The organism is Paenibacillus sp. Soil724D2, assembly GCF_001427935.1.
Classification (GTDB): Bacteria; Bacillota; Bacilli; order Paenibacillales; family NBRC-103111; genus Paenibacillus_E.
Window position 1 is genome coordinate 29708 of the sequence record NZ_LMRY01000015.1, and the last position, 19832, is coordinate 49539.

Below are 19832 nucleotides of genomic sequence, written 5' to 3' on the forward strand. Positions count from 1 at the left end.
GTCGGGGGTTGTTATCGTGAACGATTCTATGGCATCTGTTGGCCGCGGGAGCTCGTATAGAGGGTATACCACTCTTCGCGAGTGAGGGATTCGGCTATTCTCACGGCGTCTTTGCAAGCGACAATGCGGTCGGCGGAAGACGTACCGATAACCGGTTGAATGCGAGCAGGGTGCTTCATGAGCCATCCGAGCACGATGGATTCCGGTTTAGTTTCATATTTGTCAGCTAATGTTTGCACGAGAGCCGTTGTTTGTCTCACAGTTTCAGGCGCGTCATCGAGACTGCCGCCAGAGAACTTTCCATTGGCAAGAGGTCCCCAAGCCTGGATTTGAATGTCTTGCATTTGGCAATGCTCCATGATGCCGTCTGCGAAGTTGGTGTCCAAGCCAGCCTTTTGGTTGACTGAAATGCCTTGATCCAGCCAGTCTAGACGGGCTAGGCTCATTTCCAATTGATTCACAACGAGCGGTTCTGGCAATGAATTTTGAATGAAACGAATTTGTGCGGATGACATGTTGGATACACCGAAATGACGCACTTTTCCAGCTGATCTTAACTGATTAAAAGCTTCAGAAATCTCTTCCGGTTCCATAAGCGGGTCTGGACGATGCAGCAAAAGAATATCCAGATGTTCCACGCCAAGACGCTGCAGAATCCCATCAACCGAGCTTATGATATGGCTTTTGGAGAAGTCAAAGCGAGTTGGAAGCACGCCGTCACTAGGACGAATTCCACATTTGGATTGCAGAATGATTTGGTCGCGCAGATCAGGTCTTTTTTTGAGGATTTCTCCGAAAATAGATTCGGATTTGCCTTTTTTATAAATATCAGCATGATCGAACATCGTAATACCAATCGACAATGCAGCTTCTACAGCTTTTTCAGCGATGATATAATCTTCCTTTGTATAAGGAGTCGAATTCCATTCCCCGCCAATTCCCATACATCCATAGACAACTCGGCTATTCGATATTCCACGTTTCTCAAGTGGCATGATTCTCATTATGTCGGCCTCCCAGCATTTAAATCTATACCCAGTATACCCCTAGTCGAGGCTCGGCATAAGAGCTGAAAATAGTGTAACTTACTTACCTCGAAGTAAGCGTTGGGGGAGAACAATGAACAAGGATAGACTAGGGGCAAGTACAGACAAGCTCTTACTCCCCCTTGACCGCAAGCAAGGAATCATGTAAATTGTACGCACAACGTTGCAAGAAAAGTGGGGCTTAGGTGTCTATGATTATTGGAGTCGGAACGGATTTAGTTGAAATTGCACGGCTTCGCAAAATGTTAGAGGGTTCGACAGGTGAAAGGTTTCTTGAGCGGATTCTGACGCCTCAGGAGAGAGAGTTGGCGCAGAGACGGCGTGGCCGGCTTGCTGAGTTTGCTTCAGGCCGCTTTGCTGCTAAGGAGGCCATTGTCAAAGCGATTGGCTGCGGCATCGGCAAGCAAATTGGCTTTCAAGACGTCGAGGTGCTGCCGGATGAACTTGGCAAACCGATATGCCGTGTGAACGAGGCAGCGCTGCTGCGGGCAGGCTTAATAGGCAGCCACCGCATCCATATTAGCATAACCCATACGGAATCGATGGCTGCCGCCTATGCAATTGTGGAGAAAGTCTAATCGGCGACTACTTCTTCGAATTGAGCCACTCGGATAGAAGTCCGATATCTTCTTCGGAAATCTTGGTATTATAGACGGGCATGCCGCCTCCGCCATTCTTGATCTTGTTCGCGATTTGCTCGCTGCTCAGTCTGCTGCCGACCTTTTGCAAATTCGTCTTAGGGCCGACTTTGCCAGCAAGATCAACGCCGTGGCAGCTGATGCACTTGTTCGTTGTGAAGAGCTCCTGCGCCTTCACGAACGCAGGGTTGCTCTCGGCGGCCGCAGTTGCTGCCGGTGTTTTCGTGGCGGCGCTGCCACCCGAAGTACCGCCGCCGCACGCGGCCAGCGCTAGAACCATCGGCGCAATGACGAGCGCGCCGATGGTTCTAAACCGCCGTACTGCTTGCAGCGGCGGTCTAGATGTTATGCCGGATTGCTTATCCTCCGGCATCCGATATTCGTTCAGGCTTGCGCGAGTGCAAGCCTTTTTGCTTTGTTCCATAGTGAGCTTCCTCCTACCGTCCCCAAACTCGCAGCATATAGCCGCTTAGAATAAGGCTAATGCCGCCCATTCCTTCCAATACAACACCGGAGTAACCTAAATACCACACGCCCATCAGGGCAGACAAGGCGAACAGCCATAAACCAAGGTAAACAAGCGGTTTACCTAGCAGGAGCCCAACCTGCACGAACCCGATGGCGAGAATGAACGCTCGCAGCACTGGCGCGAAGAGCGGGCTAACAGCGCCAATGGCCTCGAGCAGGGCAACGGCTGCAATGAGCATCGCTCCAGGCAGAACTAGAAGCGCTGGATGTCCCCAGCCGCTGCGCTCACCAGCACTTGACCTCGCGCCTGCATGTCCATCCGAGCCAGTTGATCTTTCACGCGCGCCTTCAGCAGAGTCAGCCCTAAATTCCTTGCGCAGGCTCCATATCTGAATCAAGCTGGCCACAACCGCTGTGATAAAAGCCGCTTGCTTCAACCAATCCAAGTCACGCCAATAAATCGCAAAATCGACAAGCGCGCTGAACATCCATTCCGCACCCCAAATGAACAGAAGCGGGATTAGTGCGTTAGCTTGACCGATCCAGGCTTTTCTTTTATTCTCCAAGTCCTGCTGCTTTTTATTCTCCAAGTCCTTCTGATTCGTATTTGCCAAATCTGTTTGTTTTGAGTTTTGCATACATTCACCTCTAGTTTTATGTTCCACACTTCTCGTATAATGAAAACATGTCCATTCATTCATTATAACTGGAACGTGTCCCATAGAGAAGGAGAGCTCATGTACAGCGAAGAACAGAAAGTTTATTTTTCCAAAAATCTATTGGATTGGTACCAAACGCATAAACGGGATTTACCATGGCGAAGAAGTAAAAACCCTTATTATATATGGATTTCCGAAGTCATGCTGCAGCAAACCCGGGTGGATACAGTGATTCCGTATTTCCATCGCTTCGTCGAGCAATTTCCAACGGTTGAGGCATTGGCTAAAGCGCCAGAGGAGAACGTACTCAAAGCTTGGGAAGGGCTCGGCTATTACTCGCGTGCAAGAAATCTTCAAACGGCAGTCAGAGAAGTTCACGAGCGCTATGAAGGTATCGTCCCCCAAAATAAAGAGGAGATATCCTCGCTCAAAGGCGTCGGCCCCTACACATCAGGAGCGATCCTCAGCATCGCCTATAATAAACCTGAACCTGCTGTGGACGGCAATGTTATGCGAGTCCTGTCACGCTATTTTCTAATTGAAGAAGATATTATGAAGCCTGCAACCCGGACCAAAATGGAGAAGTTGGCACGCGAACTCATTCTAGAAGGTACGGCAAGTGATTTCAATCAAGCTTTGATGGAGCTAGGAGCTATGGTATGTACGCCTCGTTCACCGCACTGTCTGACTTGCCCTGTAATGGCGCATTGCTCCGCGCGTGAAGCTGGTATGGAAGAAGCCCTGCCCATCAAAAAGAAAGCCAAACCTCCGCGTCCTGAACTGCATGCAGTGGCTTTAATAGAAGGTACAGGTGAGAACGAAGGGAAATGGTTGATCAGGCAGCGTCCGCAAGAGGGGTTGCTCGCTCGTATGTGGGAGCTGCCGCATGTGGCGTGGAAGTCTGAAGGATGGAATACGGATGAGGATAATAGGAGTGAGCTCCGTCAAGCCCTTGTGGATCAGGAACAAATCGGTATTGAGCCTAACGAGTGGTTCATGGATACCGAACATATTTTCAGTCATATTGTTTGGAAAATGAAAGTATACCGCGCTAAGCTAAGCAACTCTAACCGCCCAAGTACTGGAGGAGAATGGATCCCTTTTCATTATCGTTGGGTAGGCCCGGACGAGCTCGATCAATACGCTTTTCCGAACGTTTTTATACGGATTATGAAAGAGTGGCAGGAGAGAAACGAGGAGTAACTTCCTCCGCTTTCTCTTTTTTTTATCGAATCTCACTCTTAATGGCATCCACATTTCTTAATGTGATTAACTTTTTATCAATTTGTATAAGTTCGTCATCGAGGAGCTCCTGCAGCACCTTGGTTACAGACTCTCGCACAGTGCCAACCATATTAGCTAGCTGCTGATGTGTAAGTTTTACATTAATCAAAAGACCTTCCGGTGTAGGGACACCATGCTGCTCGGATAGGCGGATAATAGTCTTCATGATACGAGAGCGAACCCCTAAGAACGTAAGGTCGTAGATTTGATCATTGGCTAGACGCAGTCGTCCCATCGTGGTTTCTAGGAGCTTTAAGCATAGCTTAGGGCTCTTTTCCATGAACTGAGTGAATACCGTACGTTTAAGGACATAAAGTGTGCAAGACTCCATCGTTTCGGCAGTTGCTGACCGAGTATGACCGCTTCCTATCAAGGACATTTCACCGAAAAAATCCCCATCACGAAACAAAGCTAGAATAATTTCCTTGGCTTCATCCAAGCGATATATTTTCACGACACCTGATTTAATAAGAAATAATTCTTCACCTTCATCACCCTCGAGAAAAAGAATTCCGCTCTTTTTTGCTTTTTTTTCTATGAATAAAGGGGCGATTGCCTGTAGATCTTCTTCCGAAAGCTCTTGAAATAAGGGGACATTTTGGAGTAAAGAAACGATTGTTTTCACCAGGTATTCATCTCATTTCGGCCATATTAAACGACCAGCTGTTCGCCAGATGCCGGATTCACCTGTAATTAGGGAATCGCCAAGGCATAAGGGTAGATCGCGATGTTGCCCTCGGATCAGCTTGACCATGTCTATATCGTACAGCTTTCTAGTGTTTGCGTAAAGAACTTCCAGCGCGTGATGTGCGGGGAGGGCTTTGTGTTTGAAAATTAAAAATCTTTCTATTTACAACTTGCCTCAATATGATAAGATCTTAAAAAAGATGGGGGTGCGAATATGTATGGAATAATTAATTATGAAGTATTTTTGCTAACTGGAATTCTTCTGAATCTTATTCCTGGTGCAGACACCATGTATATTGTGGGAAGAAGTATTTCGCAGGGGAGAAATGCGGGTATTTATTCGGTTTATGGAATTATTAGCGGCTCTTTAATCCATACATTACTAGTTGCTTTTGGTTTATCCATCATACTTACAAAGTCGCTTCTCCTATTCAATATCATTAAAATAGTTGGAGTTATCTATTTAGTTTATCTTGGCATTCGAATGTTACTTGATAAATCAAATGTAAACTTTAGTGCTGCTTCTGAGTCCAACAAACAAAAAATAAGTAAAATATATATGCAAGGGCTTGTGACCAGTCTTACGAACCCGAAAGTTTCTTTATTTTTCATTGCCTTTCTCCCGCAATTTATTGACAAAAAGGCTTCTGGGCCTATCCCATTTATTATTCTAGGGCTTACATTTACGTTCACTGGATTGCTGTGGTGTCTCTTTATTGCCTATTTTTCTTCACACCTTACAAAAAAAGTAAGAGGAAGCGCAAAGATTGGCACGGTTTTAAACAAAATAACGGGTATTATTTTTATTGGAATGGGATTAAAGCTGCTTCAAACCAAGGCTCCTCAGTAAATCTTATATGTTAATAAAATAAAGCCAATCCAAAAACGATCCCTCTGGGGTCGCTTTTTTGTTGTATAGGAAATTATGATTTTCTGCTTCTGTGGATAAAATGTTGATAAAGTTGTGGATAAGTGTATTCTTCAACCGCAGGGTGATTTTGTTCGGGCATGAACGATTAAGCGCGTTTTTTGCTCTTTCACAGTACGGACGCGCGTAACGGTCAGGTGAGAAGTCGATTTCCGACCTCTCAGATACTGTCGACGAGCATCAGCTCACCGAGCTCTCGTGAAAGCGCGGTTTTCGCGCTTATTTCTTCGGGCATGTACGATTAAGCGCGTTTTCTGCCCTTTCACAGTACGGACGCGCGTGACGGTCATCTGAGAAGTCGACTTCCGACCTCTCAGACACTGTCGACGAGCATCAGCTCACCGAGCTCTCGCTGAAAGCGCGGTTTTCGCGCTTGTTTCTTGCTTGGCAGAAACTGCTTGGCGGCCTCACCTTTGTTGCACCATTGGATTTTATCCAATGATTTTACCATTTAGGCCTAATAATGACGTCTTTCATTGGACTATTTCCAATCGAACTGCCTCCAAATGCTAATATTCATGGAAAATGTTAGATTCCATTGGATTTTCTCCAATGAAAGTAGGATATCCAAAGTCTGAATAGGGGTTTCATGGGATTTTCTCCAATGAAATTCAGATGCCACCGCGTATCAGATCCAGTTTGTTCTATGAACTTCATACTCTGTATAGCCAAACTTATGCTCATAGTGTTCCGTACCATGCAAACAAAAAAAAGCGACCCCGAGGGGTCGCTTTCTCTATGCACAGATATTACTTCGCAGCGTCGTAACGTTTGCCAACTTCGTTCCAGTTCACAACGTTCCAGAAAGCCGCGATGTAGTCAGGGCGTTTGTTTTGGTAGTTCAGGTAGTAAGCATGCTCCCATACGTCAAGACCAAGGACCGGCGTTTCGCCTTCCATGATCGGGCTGTCTTGGTTAGGCAAGCTGTATACTTTCAATTTGCCAGMTTTGTCAACAGCTAGGAAAGCCCAGCCAGAGCCAAAACGTGTTGTAGCTGCTGCAGCGAAGTCTGCTTTGAATTTATCAAAGCCGCCAAGCTCGCTTTCAATAGCTGCTGCTAAAGCGCCAGTAGGTGCTCCGCCAGCTTCTGGTCCGATAGTTTCCCAGAAAAGGGAATGGTTCGCGTGTCCGCCACCATTGTTGCGTACAGCTGTACGGATATCTTCAGGAAGGCTGTTCAAGTCAGCGATCAGGTCGTTTAAGGATTTGTCATGCAGAGCAGGGTGTTTGTCCAGAGCTGCATTCAGGTTAGTTACATAGGCGTTATGGTGACGATCGTGGTGAATTTCCATTGTTTTTGCATCGATGTGTGGCTCAAGTGCGTTGTTCGCGTACGGAAGAGCTGGTAATTGATGTGCCATTGTATAAATACCTCCTAAAATTATGTAGTTTCAACTTCATTATGAAGGAATTTCGATAATAAAGCAACATGTATGTTTACTAAGTCAGACGCCGCGGCGCTCAATTTCCTGGATGATTTGACTGTGAATATGGGTTCCTTGTTCATTAAGCCAAGGAGATAAATCGCTCATGGCACTGTGATTGTATCGAAGTTCGATCTCCGTCCATTCGCTAGGTTTTATGGAGCTCAGTACCTGAAAATCACGTATCTTTCGTGGGTATGAGTCACCGATCTCTTCATTGTTTGACATGAATTCACCTCCCATTCTTTGCTCATCCTTCTATAAAATCCGACGTTAGTACGAATTTTATACATGAGGTCCATATCTTTAGACAATATATATACTAAATATTTGAAACAATTTGTTGAAAACGCTTGCATTTAAGCGCTTTCAAGAGGAAAATCGAAAAAAACTAAGTTTTTTGTGAATTTTGACACATTTTTAGCAGGATTCCGCACTTTTTTGTCGTATTTACTACTTTACCAAAAAATTATTCCTAACAAATAAAAGTGGAATTGGGAGAGAACCGTATGCATGTTCGTTCATTTCAGCTTGGTGATACCTCTTCGGTGAAGACGCTTCTGCAGGATGTTTTATCGGAAACCTGCTATGAGGAAACGATTGAAGCTTTTGCACGTCAGCTATCATGGGATACAGAGCTTGTTTTAATCGCTCAAGAAGAAGAGCAAGTTGTAGGCATGATTATCGGTACGATCGATAACAACAATGGCTACTACTATCGGATCGCAGTTGCAACAGAGTATCAACGCAAAGGTATCGGTAAAGCTTTGATCGAAGCAATGAAGCAAAGGTTCCTTCATCGGAACGTGAAGAAAATTATGGTAACGGTGGATGTCCATAATGAAATGGTGCTGCCTGTGTACGAGTCTGCTGGTTACAGCACATCGGACTTTTCCCGTACTGCACATCGTCTCAGCATTGTGAAGAAAGTCAGTGTTTAACTGATCATTCGGATGTCCATGAAATGAATAGATTTGGAACGAGGGAAGCATATCTGTGCCGCCATTGCAATTGGGGGTCAGATATGCTTTTCTATATAATATGGGAACTTTTCGGCAGCAATGAATAGAGGAGCTTTGGACATGGATAACTTCGCGCCGTATGTGATAAAAAGCTTCAAACATGATGGACATCTTCACCGGATGTGGCTGACGAATTGGCGGGTACCGCAGCACATTCTTCATGCCGATCATCAGCAGCAAGAAATGATGGTGTTTATTAACAGCCAGACCAAGATTCAGGAAGCTGACGGCAAGGAGTGGGTTAGCCGCATTCCAGGGGTATCTTTTTTTATTCCTAAAATGTGGTTTAATATTGTTGCGCTTATAGAAGAAACAGGTGTTAGATACTACTGCAATGTCGCATCTCCACTATATGTGACCCAGCAAGTACTGACGTATATTGACTACGATCTTGATGTTATCCGGATGCCGGATCGTTCCGTGCATATCGTAGATCAAGATGAATATGAACGCCATAAACTGAATTATCACTATTCTTCTCTTGTGGAAACGAAGGTGAAGGAAGGTCTTGCAGCTTTACTCGCGCTGGTGAACGGGGACAAGCCGCCGTTTCAAGATGATATGGTTATGTATTATTACGAGCAGTGGGAAAAGTATAAGAACGGAGGAGCATAAATGAGCTTCTTTGTAGGACGAAGTGAATCGAATAAGGCAGCTTCTCAGCCTAAGAACTATCATGAGGCTCGAAGCCTAACCCATGAGCTATGGGATTGGACGAAATCCATTCTTGTAGCTCTTCTTGTCGTTATTCTCGTACATCAATTCGGATTCAATCTCTCCACAGTTCGAGGTCACTCGATGCAGCCCACCTTGCAGGAGGGGGAGTGGTTGTTCGTGAATAAGGCCATTACGTACCTGAAGGCACCCAAACGCGGAGAGATTGTCATTCTCAAAGAGTCAGAGGAGTTTGTTACAGTGACACATCCTTTCTTGGTTAAAAGGATTGTCGCGATTGCCGGCGACGAGGTGCAGGGCCGAGCCGGATATTTATATATCAACGGCGACAAGATGGAGGAGCCGTATACGGATACGCTCATTGAGGACGGAGACTTTGGACCGACACGCGTCGGGCAAGGCCACGTCTTCGTGATGGGCGATAACCGTCATGCGGCGGCAAGTGGCGACAGCCGCAGGTTCGGGGCTGTCCCGATCGGACTGATCCAAGGCAGGGCCGAATATGTGCTGTGGCCATTCGCGATGGCCGCGAAGCTTTAAGATAACGGACGCGAAAGAAGAGAGAGGTGAGAGGGTTGGCGGTTTCCATAGCAGCAGGAACAGATGCGGACTGGCGCAAGCTACAACAAGAGATCGTGGAAGCCGCGCCGTCCCTCGGTATTGATAAAATCGGCTTCACGTCAGCGGAGCCGTTCACAGAACTGAAAGAGATCCTTCTCCGCCACAGGGAGAAGGGGTTTGAATCCGGCTTCGAGGAGCCGGATATCGAGAAGCGGGTACATCCAAGCTTAAGCTTCGACGCGCCGCAGTCGATCATTTCTATCGCTGTTGCGTACCCGTCGAAACTGCCGAACCCTCCCCGATCCGAGCCTGGGGCTTATCGGGGGATTATTTCGCGCTCCTCGTGGGGGAGCGACTACCACGACGTGCTTCGCGATAGGCTCGCGAAGCTGGAGGCTTTCATCGCGCAGCGCGTGCCTGACGCGAGGCTAATGAGCATGGTCGACACAGGTGCACTAGTCGACCGCGCCGTAGCCGAGCGGGCTGGGATCGGCTGGTCCGGCAAAAACTGCGCTGTCATCACCCCCGAGTGGGGATCGTGGGTTTATTTGGGCGAAATGATCACGAATATACCGTTTACATCCGATACATCTATTATGGATCAGTGCGGGGACTGCACGATTTGCATCGATGCTTGTCCCACAGGTGCGTTGGTCGGACCAGGACAGCTGAACTCAAGCCGCTGCATTTCCTTCATCACACAGACCAAAGGCTATGTCGATGACGAGTTTAAGCTCAAAATCGGCAACCGCCTCTATGGCTGTGATACCTGCCAGATCGTCTGTCCGAAGAATAAGGGCATGAACTGGATGCACCACCCAGAACTCGAGCCTGACCCCGAGAAGGTCAAGCCGTTATTAATCCCCTTGCTGACCATGTCGAACAAGGATTTCAAAGAACAGTACGGACGCATCGCAGCGTCCTGGAGAGGCAAGAAGCCGATCCAGCGCAATGCGATTATCGCGCTCGGGAATTTCAAGGACAGATCAGCTGTACCCGTCCTTGAAGAGCTGCTGCTGACCGATCCGCGCCCTGAGATCAGGGCTACGGCAGCATGGGCGCTAGGGCGGATTGGCGGAGAAGAAGCGTCGGTTGCTCTTGATAAAGCTCGAGCAGCCGAGCAGGAACCCGCTGTTAGGCAGGATATCGAGAAGGCGCTCGGCGGTATAAGCCATTCTACAGCTGATATGGGGGAGAAAGAGCAGATATGACACAGCAACAGACACAAGCTGCGACCGTCCTTGCCTATACGGAGGTTACCTCTCCAATAGGTCCGCTAGTTCTTGTATCGACCTTACAGGGACTCTGCAAGGTCGATTTCGGCACCTACGAACATAACCGAGAGAAGCTGCAGCAATGGGCTAACCGCTGGTTCGGCAGGCATGAGCTGCAAGAGAATGCAGCACAGCTCAAACCGGTTGTGAAGCAGTTGGAGCAGTATTTTAGAAGAGAACGTTTAAGCTTTGAGGGTGAACTGGATTTACAAGGAACTGAATTTCAGAAACAAGTATGGACAGCACTGCTTTCTATTCCATATGGAGAGACAGCTTCCTATAAACATATTGCAGAAGCCATAGGCTCACCGAAAGCAGTTAGAGCGGTTGGTGGAGCTAACAATAAAAACCCAATTCCCGTCATTATCCCCTGTCATCGCATCATTGGCGCTAGTGGCGACCTTGTTGGCTACGGTGGAGGTCTCCCCATTAAAGTGCTCTTGCTCGATTTGGAACGAAGTCCGAATACGGTAATATCTAATAAATAAAACGTGGAGTGAATCCTATGAAATATGTGCATTTGGATTCCGTTGAGCCGGGTCAAATTTTGGGCCGAACGATATTTGCCAGCAATGGAGCAATTTTGCTTTCAGAAGATGTGCATTTAACGGTGTTTATGATTAACACGCTTAACCGAATCGGAGTCACAATGATTTACATCAAGGACCCGAACCTAGAGGATGTAGAAATCCCGGAAATCCTTTCGGATGAAACCAAGCGTATCGTTATGCAGCAAATGGGTCAGACGTTCGCAGCTATCCAGTCTGGTAAGGAATTTAACTCGCGAGCTATGAGTATTTCGATTAATACGTTATTGGATGAGATCATGAAAAATCGTGATGTCCTCGTACAGTTGACCGATATTCGTACGCAGGATAACGAGATGTACGTTCATGCGACGAATGTCTGTATGATGGCCGTGCTCATTGGGATTAATATGGGGTTCAATGGAACCCAATTGAAGGAGCTTGCCATTGGTGCGCTTCTGCATGATGTGGGTAAGGTGGAGCTTGTTTGCGATGATGAATCGCCCGACATGAAGAAGCACCATACATGGCGCGGCTTCGAGCTTCTGAAGAATAAGCGTGAATTCAGCCTACTTATCGCCCATGTAGCCTTCCAACATCATGAAACGCTTAACGGCCAAGGAGTTCCGAGAGGACTTATGAGTGAAGATATTCATATTTATGCAAAAATTACGGCCGTCGCGAATATGTACGATAATCTCCTCTTTGATGTCTCCTTAGGGCGTCGGATGCTTCCGCATGAGGCTTGCGAGCATATGATGGCGGTAGCGGAGACCCAGCTTGATCGCGATGTCTTGATCCAGTTTCTGAAAATCGTCTCGATCTACCCCACGGGAGCTTCCGTTCGTTTGTCCAATCGGGAAACGGGTGTCGTGGTCGGACAGCATAGAGGGCTGCCAAGCCGTCCGATTGTGCGAATCGTGAAGCAAAATGCGACGGATAAAGAGCTGGATATCAAAGAAATTGATCTGGCCAAGCATACGACCGTTTTCATCGAACAGGTTCTGTAATTAAGGGGTAGTCATTTGTAAAAAGATCAACAGAAATGATATGATAAGGCAAGTAATTGATACCAATTGTACATTCAGGGGGCATAAAATATGTGGAGTTATCTGATTCCCATTCTCACGTTAATTGTTGGCTTGGTCGGTGGGTTCTTCATCGGCGTATTTTATTTAAAAAGACAGCTGGAATCCATGCAGAACAATCCAGAAATGCTGCAAAAAATGGCTAAGCAAATGGGCTACAACATGAACAAGCAGCAGCTCAACAAAGCGCAGCAAATGATGAAAAACCAAAAGTGGAAATAAGACCTAGGGTTAGATTAACTCTTCAAAGGGGCTTTGCTGTTTAACCGTACGAACGGTGGGCAGCACGAGCCCTTCCTAATATAGAGTAGGACATACCAGTACTATTCAGAGGTGGCTCAAGCGATGGCAAGCAACAAAGACCGCATCATGGAAGCTGCCATGGATTTATTTCACGATCATGGTTTTCAAGGAACGGGTCTGGAAGATATATTGACGAGCAGCGGGGTATGCAAGAGCAATTTTTACTACCATTTTAAAAGTAAAGAAGAACTGGGTTTGAAAGTTATTGAGCGCAAGGTGCAGGAGATGCGGCAATCTGTGATGGAGCCTAGTTTGGGCAATGCGCAATTATCGCCGAAACAGCGGGTACTAGCATTGTTTGAACGCATGCTGGCCTTTTGTGAGGAGCATGAATGCCGCAGAGGCTGCTTCTTCGGTAATCTGGCCTTGGAGCTGAGTGACAGTTCTGAGGAGCTGCGTAAGCCGTTGAGCCGCTTTTTCAGTGAGCTGGAGGCTGAGGTAGAATCCTGTTTGCAGGAAGGCAAGAGACAAGGCGAGCTGCTGCTGCAGGGGCTAACCCCAGTGGAGCTGGCGCCCCCGATCGTATCCCTTCTGCAGGGTGGGATGCTGCTCACCAAAACGCACAAAGACACCAGAGCGCTGCGCGACAGTATCAAGGTTTTGACCGTATGTATGGGGTAGAGGATAAGAAAGAGGAGTGATATAAAAAGATGGCGTCCATTGACTACAAAAATACAAGAGTTGCTGAGAATCGGGAGCTGATTGAACAGCATGTCCGAGAAATTTTACGGCTGATTGGCGAAGATGTAGATCGGGAAGGCTTGTTAGACACACCTGCTCGCGTAACTCGTATGTATGAAGAAATATTTTCGGGCTATGAGGCGAATCCGCGCGATGTGATGGGTGTAACTTTTGATGAACAGCACGAAGAGCTAGTTATTATTAAGGATATTATCTATTACAGTCAATGCGAGCATCATATGGCGCCCTTTTTCGGGAAAGTGCATGTAGGGTACTTACCAAGCGGCAAAGTGGCTGGACTAAGTAAATTTGCTCGTCTGGTTGATGTGATCACTCGTAAGCTGCAGGTGCAGGAGCGGATTACTTCAGAAATCGCCGACATTCTAGATGATGTGCTGAAGCCGCACGGCGTCATGGTTGTCGTGGAGGGAGAACATATGTGTATGTGCTCCAGAGGCGTGAAGAAATACGGAAGTCAAACGATTACCTCAGCTGTTCGCGGTTCTTTCCGCTCGGACTCGACACTTCGTGCTGAATTTCTGTCTTTGTTGAAATAAGGAGTGCGTACGAGGGATGTGCATGGAGACAATAGTCTTGTGCAGCATCCCTTTTTTTGTTCAGGAAGCGCTGCATGACTTGTTGCGAGTTAGACGATATAGTATTATTTTACCAAATAAGACTTCCATGCCGCGTTGAGGAACCACTGATGAATGGTAAGTGACACTATTTTCCCGTGTTTGTTTCAGGTTTTTGAGAGAAGCGTAGAATTAGGAAGGCAAGTTGTATAGCGTACAACGAATTTACAACATTACACGGATTAGCAAGCGAATGTTTAAACAGATATACGTCTTAGGCGCAATTTGCGCTGCATCAACCTTTACTCAGACTCTCGACTAAGGATGGCGTAAGCTGGTTGTTTTGCATAATAAAATATCCTCAAGTGACTATCGTACATGCTTTAGCATAAACTGATAGGAAACATGAAGAGGTATACGGAGTGGCAAATTGAACAAAGAGACTAAGAACTATACCGGGCGTCCGGCAACAGCACTAGAGGAGGCAAGCTTATGAACAACATACGAAAATATCGGCCAGGTGAGGCCGGTTCCTCTAAATTGAGTGAAGAACGGGATGAATTTGAGCGGGATTATGCGAGGTTAATTCAATCTCCGACCTTTCGACGGCTGCAGGGGAAGTCGCAGGTGTTCGGCGCAGGATCAGGTGATTACTATCGAACACGTCTAACCCATTCGCTCGAAGTTGCCCAAATCGCCAGAGAAGTGGCGAAGCGGTTAGAACGGACGAATCCTTTTTTGAGTAAAAGAGAGCATCCAGGCTTGATCATTGATCCTACCGTCGTTGAGTGTGCGTCGATCGCTCACGACTTCGGTCACCCGCCGTTCGGGCATAAAGGGGAAGAGGTTCTGAATCATATTCTGATGAGGGATCATGGTTTAAAATATGAAGGCAACGCCCAAAATTTCCGCATCCTGATGTTTCTCGAAAAAAGAGCAGGCAGCGAAAGCGGCCTTGATCTTACAGCCGCGGTGCTTCTTGGCATTAATAAGTATCCATTTTTGATCGAGGAAGAAGGACGACTTAAGGGTGTCTACGCCTCCGAGTGGGAAATCATTCGTGATCTGCGCTCACAATGGAACATGCCGGAAGGCTGTTCGACCTTAGAGGCACAATTAATGGATTTATGCGACGATATCGCATACTCCACCCACGATATTGAAGATGGTATTCGTGCTGGCAAAATTCAAATGAATGCAACCTTTTTTGAGGATCAAAGACTGATTCGTCATGTGGTCATGGAAATATTAAATGATCCCAACAAGCATAAATTCGGCTGGGAGCAAGTCAATATCGAGCTAATGGTCAGGCAAGTTCTGTCGGACTATCTGGAGCAATGGGAGCAAATTTTCTCAGAGTGCAACGGGGAAGAATCGCGTACGCGCAGAGAGATGAAAGCCCGCTGGGTGAGCTCTTTCGCGAGCAGTCTGGACATTATAGATGACCCTGACCGAGGCTGGAAAAAGGTTGCGCTCGTGAAAGACGGAGCCGAGGATATGAATCTGCTGCGCACGATGGAAATTCTTAAGAAGCTTGCGTGGGTCACGCTGATCAAAGACTTCCGCGTGCTGCGCCTGCAAAAACGCAGCGAGATCATCGTCGAGCGTCTGTGGGATAGCTTCATCGACAAGGAGAAGGGGCAGTGGATCATGCCTCCCGACTGGATAGATAGCTACGAACGCCGTAATGCCACTTGGAGCTGGCCGCGTTTCGTCGCGGATTACATTTCCGGTATGACCGACGCCTACGCTGAGAAGGTCTACGCCGAATTGTTCGCGAGCAAATCCGGCTCGATTTATGAGATGGATTAGTTGGGTGAAACGATGCAGAACCGAGTAGGCGCGAAATTAAGTGTTTGCATTGGATTCTCGCCGTGTTCAGAGATATGGAATCAACGATGATTTGCTGCACTTTTTGCATGATGTTGGTTATAGACCAGTCAGGTGCTGCAAAATTGGTAAATTAGCTTGGAACGCGAGGGTATAGGCAAAAAAATATCGGCCCGCGAGGGGCCGATTTTATAGGGAGGAGGGAATACCAAGGTTAGCTTGCAAGGGAGTAGAAGAGATACCGTTAAGGAAATTCATCGTTCGGCGCATATACGTCTTGGGCTCTGCTCGGTACAGCAGCTCATGCTGCGCTTTTGGGATAATCCATAGCTTGGATTCGGAGTCCTTTTGCTGCTTGAACATATCCTCTACCATGCCATAGGGTGCTTTGTAATCTTCGGTCCCATGGATGAAGAAGATTGGCATGGGATAAGCTGTTGAGGTTACTTTGTTGTAAGGCACCTCTTGCAAGCTTACGCCATTGAGCAGAGGGAAGAATAAGCGTACAAGCGGTAGAGATGGAAATTTAGGCACATTAACGACTTGCTTCATATTATGATAGAGTGTATCCGGATTAAGCAAAAAAGTGCTGTCCAGAATCATCCCCGAAATATCGTTGCCACTTTGAAGAGCAGTCTGTAGTGCTGTTCCTGCTCCCATTGAGAAGCCCCAAATGTAGATAGGACCGCTGGATACCTGCTTGATATAGTTGATTGCGCCAAGCAGCTCTTGTGATTCTTGAATGCCGCCGGTCATAATTCGTTTACTGCTAGGGTGCACATAGCCATAGTCGAACATGAGAACATTGTAGTTTTGCAAATGAAGTTCGCGGGCCAAGTTGTAAATGGGAACCCAAAGTTCTTCGCGATTGCCGCCGTAACCATGGGAGAAGATTACCGTTTTGTCGGACTTACCAGGTATGAACCACCCGTCTAGGTTTGACGAACCATTCAGACTTGGGAAGGTTACATCGTTGTAAGGAAGACCAACGGCCCTCATCGGATCTGAATGAAGCGGGTCAATATGCGGTCGAGCCAGTGTCCAAGCAATATAGGCGTGAAAACCAAGAAGTAGAGAAGTGCATAGGATTAGAAATGAAATGAGGATGGTGAAAACCAGCCTTTTTTTGCGCAAAAGCGGTCGGGTGACCACTTGCTCGAGTGTGGGTTGTAGCGAACCAGTTCCAGGGGTTAGAGATGTTGTTGACATCGTAGTACCCTCCCTCCATTAAAATTAGTGAGATTATGCTTCTGCGGGTTAGAGGTTAAAGGGAGAATAAATTATTTAAATATTCAGATAAGTATTCTATTAACTTAATATTATTCTGAATGCGCTTACAAGTCAATGAGATTGCGCTAATTGTAAGCCCTTTGTAATCGTCCTGTAACAATGAGAAAGCGGATATTTGAACATATATAGGGATCGTTGCTCAATACCAAAGTCTCCTCTATAGTGAGCTTTGTAAACAAAGTCTCTCCTTTACGGTTTGAACGAGTTTCGGTATACTGAATATAACTGAGTTTCATATAGTGAAACTTTCTCACACGGATGAAAGTGGTGTAAAGCGATGGAAGATGGCAAGCTGACAGTGCGTGCTGTAGAGCGCGCTTTAGATATTATGCTTTGTTTCACTGGGGCGTCGGAATTGACGCTGACCGAAATAGCAAGCCGTGCGCAGCTTCACAAAAGCACGGTGCACCGCCTTCTGGCATCCCTAGAAGGCAAAGGATTCATCATGCGCGACGGCTCGTCGGATAAATACAGACTCGGTTATCGGCTGTGGGAGTTGTCCGCTAACCTCTCCAAAGAAGGAGACCCCGGCATCATTCTGCTGCCGGAAATGGAACGGCTGCGCGATCAACTCGGCGAGACGATCTCGCTGTACGTGCAGGACGGCCTGGTGCGCGTACGCGTCCAAGCTGTACAGAGCAACCACGCCATTCGCCGCGTTGCCCCTGTCGGGGCGCGAATGCCCTTATACGTCGGCGCCTCGAGCAAGGTGCTCGTCGCCTTCGCTGAGCCAGCGCTGCAGGAGCAGCTTCTAGCCTCGGCCGATTGGCCGACCGGGCTAGATCAGACTGCGTTCCTGCAGCAGCTCAGCGACACTCGACGCGCAGGCTTCGCCACGAGCGTCGAAGAGCGCGAGCCCGGTGCGGCGGCTGTGGCCGCACCGGTTCTGGACCGCGGCGGCCGGCTTGTAGCCGCCCTCGCGGTCTCGGGCCCAGCGAACCGGCTCACGCTGGAGCTGATGCAAGAGCAGGCGCCGCTCATTGTGGAGGCGGCGCGGCGTATGGGAACGATGCTGCGCTAGCGCATCGTCTTGTTATGCGGCTTCGTGCTGGCGCGAAGCCGCGGCCCTACCGTCATCCGTCGTCAGGATGACGGATGCTTTGCTTCTAGGAGGTCATACTAGAAGAGGGAAAGGGAGTGGCAAGTGATGAATAAGACAGCCTCGATGCTGGCGATCTGGATCAGTCTTGCCAGTAATATCGTGCTGACCGCCATCAAAATCATCGTAGGCCTCAATTTCAAAAGCCAAGTGCTTATCGCCGACGGCATCCATAACGCGGGAGATGTCATTGCGACCGCAACGGCTTATAGCTCGATGCGCGTCTCCTCCAAACCAGCGGATATAGATCATCCTTACGGGCATGGCAAAGCTGAGGTGCTCGGAGCCTTCATTGTCGCTATCATCTTAGGTGGAGCAGCCATTTATATGGGCTACCACTCTATTCATGCGTTATTTGAGCCAGCGGGAGAGGCGCATATTATTGCATTTATTGCGGCGATCATCTCGCTAATTTGGAAGCAAATTCTTTATATTTACACGAAGCGTATCGGCCATAGGGTCAACAGCAAGGGGTTAATAGCTACTGCGTATGATCATTTAGCCGATGTATATGCTTCGATTGCGGCTTCGGTCGGCATAGGTTTGGCCTTAATCGGGGATCACTACGGCTATAGCATATTGGCTTTTGGCGACCCCGTGGCTGGTATCATCGTTTCTTTTTTAGTGCTGAAATTGGCTTACGAAATGGGCAGCGAATCTTTCGACATTCTCATGGAGCGCAGTGTAAGTACGACATACATTGAACAATACGCAGCATTGATCCGATCTGTCCCGGAGGTCAAACGGATTGACCGCCTGCGCGCCCGCGAGCACGGTCATTACATATTAGTTGACGCCAGATTGGCTGTTTCGGGCAAATTAACCATCCAAGAAGGCCATGACATTAGCCGCCTTATTAAGAAAAAGATCAAGGAAGCGCATAGTGATGTGGATGAGGTGCTGGTTCATTTGAATCCTTGGTACGATGAGTCTGCTGAATCAAGCGGCGACTGATCTTAACTAATCACTAAACTCCTCTGCCGCCAATTCGCTTTCCTACATCTATGCAAAAACACCTCTACGCGAGGTTGCTCACCATGGAGCGGCTTCGGTAGAGGTGTTTGCTTTTCTTATATCTTTATTCTTTGATTACCTAGCAAAAATATGATTCCCAATCCGCACAGTCTGCGGACGTGACCAGATCCATTTGCTCGTCGCAGTTTTAGGATTAAAATAATACAAGGCACCCTTGGTAGGGTCTAAGCCCCGGACAGCATCCTGTGCTGCCATGTAGGCTGTCGAATCCGGCTTCAGCCAATATTGGCCGTCACTAACGGCTGTAAAAGCCCCAGGTTCAAAGATAATGCCTTGGATGGAACTCGGGAACTTACTCGATTGTAGACGATTCATGACAACGGCCCCAACGGCAACTTGTCCCTCATAGGACTCACCGCGAGCCTCGCTGTAAATCACCTTCGCCAACATATCCAATTCAGCTTGATTCACCGAATAGTTGCGTAAAGCCTCCCATGTTTTTGCTCCAATCATGCCGTCAACGGTTAGACCATAATTATATTGAAAATTGCGAACAGCAGCGGCCGTAATCGGACCATATTTGCCATCCACAGATTGCTGGTAGTAGCCTAAAGTCTCGAGTCGGAACTGAGCGTCCCAGACATCACCGTTTTGACTGCCTTGCTTCAATGTCGTTGCTGCAGAAGCCGGCAGGCTCCATTCACTTACAGTAAAACCTAGACCCATTGAAGCTAACAGCACGACAAGGACGAGTTTTTTTATCAACTTCATCTTCATCTCCCCTTTCGTCCTATCAGT

General features: G+C 47.6%; 23 protein-coding genes. 15 read left to right on the top strand and 8 right to left on the bottom strand.

Translation table 11 applies throughout. From position 1 onward, the window contains the following. Nucleotides 1–26: 26 nt before the first annotated feature. Entirely contained in the window at nucleotides 27–1004 is a 978-nt protein-coding gene (locus tag ASG85_RS16075) for an aldo/keto reductase (RefSeq protein WP_057303458.1), read from the bottom strand. A gap of 233 nt (nucleotides 1005–1237) precedes the next feature. On the opposite strand from ASG85_RS16075, the gene acpS reads away from it, so the two are divergent. Continuing rightward, complete coding sequence (gene acpS / locus ASG85_RS16080; RefSeq protein ID WP_060646893.1) at nucleotides 1238–1624, top strand: holo-ACP synthase; 387 nt, start codon at nucleotides 1238–1240, stop codon at nucleotides 1622–1624. Between the two features lie 7 nt (nucleotides 1625–1631). Here the strand turns inward: acpS and ASG85_RS16085 are convergent, their stop codons facing one another. Beyond that, the gene (locus tag ASG85_RS16085; protein ID WP_060646895.1) at nucleotides 1632–2108 is read right to left on the bottom strand and encodes a c-type cytochrome; all 477 of its coding nucleotides are present in this window, start codon (nucleotides 2106–2108) and stop codon (nucleotides 1632–1634) included. 13 nt (nucleotides 2109–2121) lie between these two features. After that, a complete protein-coding gene (locus tag ASG85_RS16090) occupies nucleotides 2122–2790 on the bottom strand; it encodes a hypothetical protein (RefSeq protein WP_060646897.1) in 669 nt (222 codons plus the stop codon). Nucleotides 2791–2889: 99 nt separating this feature from the next. On the opposite strand from ASG85_RS16090, the gene mutY reads away from it, so the two are divergent. After that, a complete protein-coding gene (mutY, locus tag ASG85_RS16095) occupies nucleotides 2890–4014 on the top strand; it encodes an A/G-specific adenine glycosylase (RefSeq protein WP_060646899.1) in 1125 nt (374 codons plus the stop codon). 22 nt (nucleotides 4015–4036) lie between these two features. Here mutY and ASG85_RS16100 read toward each other — a convergent pair whose 3' ends face one another. Then, nucleotides 4037–4720 carry a Crp/Fnr family transcriptional regulator gene (locus tag ASG85_RS16100; protein WP_060646900.1) on the bottom strand — a complete coding sequence of 228 codons (684 nt, stop codon included), beginning with the start codon at nucleotides 4718–4720 and terminating at the stop codon, nucleotides 4037–4039. 276 nt (nucleotides 4721–4996) lie between these two features. Between ASG85_RS16100 and ASG85_RS16105 the strand changes: the two genes are divergently transcribed. Beyond that, nucleotides 4997–5632 carry a LysE family translocator gene (locus ASG85_RS16105; protein WP_060646902.1) on the top strand — a complete coding sequence of 212 codons (636 nt, stop codon included), beginning with the start codon at nucleotides 4997–4999 and terminating at the stop codon, nucleotides 5630–5632. Nucleotides 5633–6459: 827 nt separating this feature from the next. Here the strand turns inward: ASG85_RS16105 and ASG85_RS16110 are convergent. Further along, the gene (locus tag ASG85_RS16110) at nucleotides 6460–7071 is read right to left on the bottom strand and encodes a superoxide dismutase (RefSeq protein WP_060646904.1); all 612 of its coding nucleotides are present in this window, start codon (nucleotides 7069–7071) and stop codon (nucleotides 6460–6462) included. Between the two features lie 84 nt (nucleotides 7072–7155). Then, nucleotides 7156–7362: a hypothetical protein gene (locus ASG85_RS16115; RefSeq protein ID WP_036632516.1), complete on the bottom strand. Its 207-nt coding sequence runs from the start codon at nucleotides 7360–7362 to the stop codon at nucleotides 7156–7158. Nucleotides 7363–7643: 281 nt separating this feature from the next. Here ASG85_RS16115 and ASG85_RS16120 point away from each other — a divergent pair, with 281 nt between their 5' ends. The 10 genes from ASG85_RS16120 (at nucleotide 7644) to ASG85_RS16165 (ending at nucleotide 15652) form a co-directional block, all read left to right on the top strand. Further along, nucleotides 7644–8075: a GNAT family N-acetyltransferase gene (locus tag ASG85_RS16120; RefSeq protein WP_057303466.1), complete on the top strand. Its 432-nt coding sequence runs from the start codon at nucleotides 7644–7646 to the stop codon at nucleotides 8073–8075. A 141-nt stretch (nucleotides 8076–8216) separates the two neighbouring features. Further along, entirely contained in the window at nucleotides 8217–8771 is a 555-nt protein-coding gene (locus tag ASG85_RS16125; protein WP_057303467.1) for a DUF402 domain-containing protein, read from the top strand. Next, entirely contained in the window at nucleotides 8772–9371 is a 600-nt protein-coding gene (gene lepB, locus ASG85_RS16130) for a signal peptidase I (protein ID WP_057303468.1), read from the top strand. Between the two features lie 47 nt (nucleotides 9372–9418). Next, nucleotides 9419–10603, top strand: a complete 1185-nt coding sequence (queG, locus tag ASG85_RS16135; RefSeq protein WP_414858741.1) for a tRNA epoxyqueuosine(34) reductase QueG — start codon at nucleotides 9419–9421, stop codon at nucleotides 10601–10603. Beyond that, nucleotides 10600–11154, top strand: coding sequence for a methylated-DNA--[protein]-cysteine S-methyltransferase (locus tag ASG85_RS16140; RefSeq protein WP_060646906.1), 555 nt, complete (start codon nucleotides 10600–10602; stop codon nucleotides 11152–11154). The genes queG and ASG85_RS16140 overlap by 4 nt, the downstream gene beginning before the upstream one ends. A gap of 17 nt (nucleotides 11155–11171) precedes the next feature. Beyond that, a complete protein-coding gene (locus ASG85_RS16145; protein ID WP_057303471.1) occupies nucleotides 11172–12203 on the top strand; it encodes an HD-GYP domain-containing protein in 1032 nt (343 codons plus the stop codon). Nucleotides 12204–12293: 90 nt separating this feature from the next. Continuing rightward, nucleotides 12294–12503 (top strand): YneF family protein, encoded by a 210-nt coding sequence (locus ASG85_RS16150; RefSeq protein WP_036632513.1) that lies wholly within the window; start codon nucleotides 12294–12296, stop codon nucleotides 12501–12503. Nucleotides 12504–12626: 123 nt separating this feature from the next. Further along, entirely contained in the window at nucleotides 12627–13205 is a 579-nt protein-coding gene (locus ASG85_RS16155; RefSeq protein WP_060646907.1) for a TetR/AcrR family transcriptional regulator, read from the top strand. 29 nt (nucleotides 13206–13234) lie between these two features. Further along, complete coding sequence (gene folE, locus ASG85_RS16160; protein WP_056833970.1) at nucleotides 13235–13822, top strand: GTP cyclohydrolase I FolE; 588 nt, start codon at nucleotides 13235–13237, stop codon at nucleotides 13820–13822. Nucleotides 13823–14332: 510 nt separating this feature from the next. After that, complete coding sequence (locus tag ASG85_RS16165; protein ID WP_060646909.1) at nucleotides 14333–15652, top strand: deoxyguanosinetriphosphate triphosphohydrolase family protein; 1320 nt, start codon at nucleotides 14333–14335, stop codon at nucleotides 15650–15652. A gap of 207 nt (nucleotides 15653–15859) precedes the next feature. Here the strand turns inward: ASG85_RS16165 and ASG85_RS16170 are convergent, their stop codons facing one another. After that, nucleotides 15860–16879 (bottom strand): alpha/beta hydrolase, encoded by a 1020-nt coding sequence (locus ASG85_RS16170; RefSeq protein WP_060646911.1) that lies wholly within the window; start codon nucleotides 16877–16879, stop codon nucleotides 15860–15862. A gap of 358 nt (nucleotides 16880–17237) precedes the next feature. On the opposite strand from ASG85_RS16170, the gene ASG85_RS16175 reads away from it, so the two are divergent. Both ASG85_RS16175 and ASG85_RS16180 read left to right on the top strand, forming a co-directional pair. Beyond that, nucleotides 17238–17981 (top strand): IclR family transcriptional regulator, encoded by a 744-nt coding sequence (locus ASG85_RS16175; RefSeq protein WP_057303475.1) that lies wholly within the window; start codon nucleotides 17238–17240, stop codon nucleotides 17979–17981. 126 nt (nucleotides 17982–18107) lie between these two features. After that, nucleotides 18108–19013 (top strand): cation diffusion facilitator family transporter, encoded by a 906-nt coding sequence (locus tag ASG85_RS16180; RefSeq protein ID WP_060646913.1) that lies wholly within the window; start codon nucleotides 18108–18110, stop codon nucleotides 19011–19013. Nucleotides 19014–19148: 135 nt separating this feature from the next. Here ASG85_RS16180 and sleB read toward each other — a convergent pair whose 3' ends face one another. Continuing rightward, on the bottom strand, nucleotides 19149–19805 hold the full coding sequence (sleB, locus tag ASG85_RS16185) for a spore cortex-lytic enzyme (RefSeq protein ID WP_060646915.1): 657 nt from the start codon (nucleotides 19803–19805) through the stop codon (nucleotides 19149–19151). Nucleotides 19806–19832 lie beyond the last annotated feature (27 nt).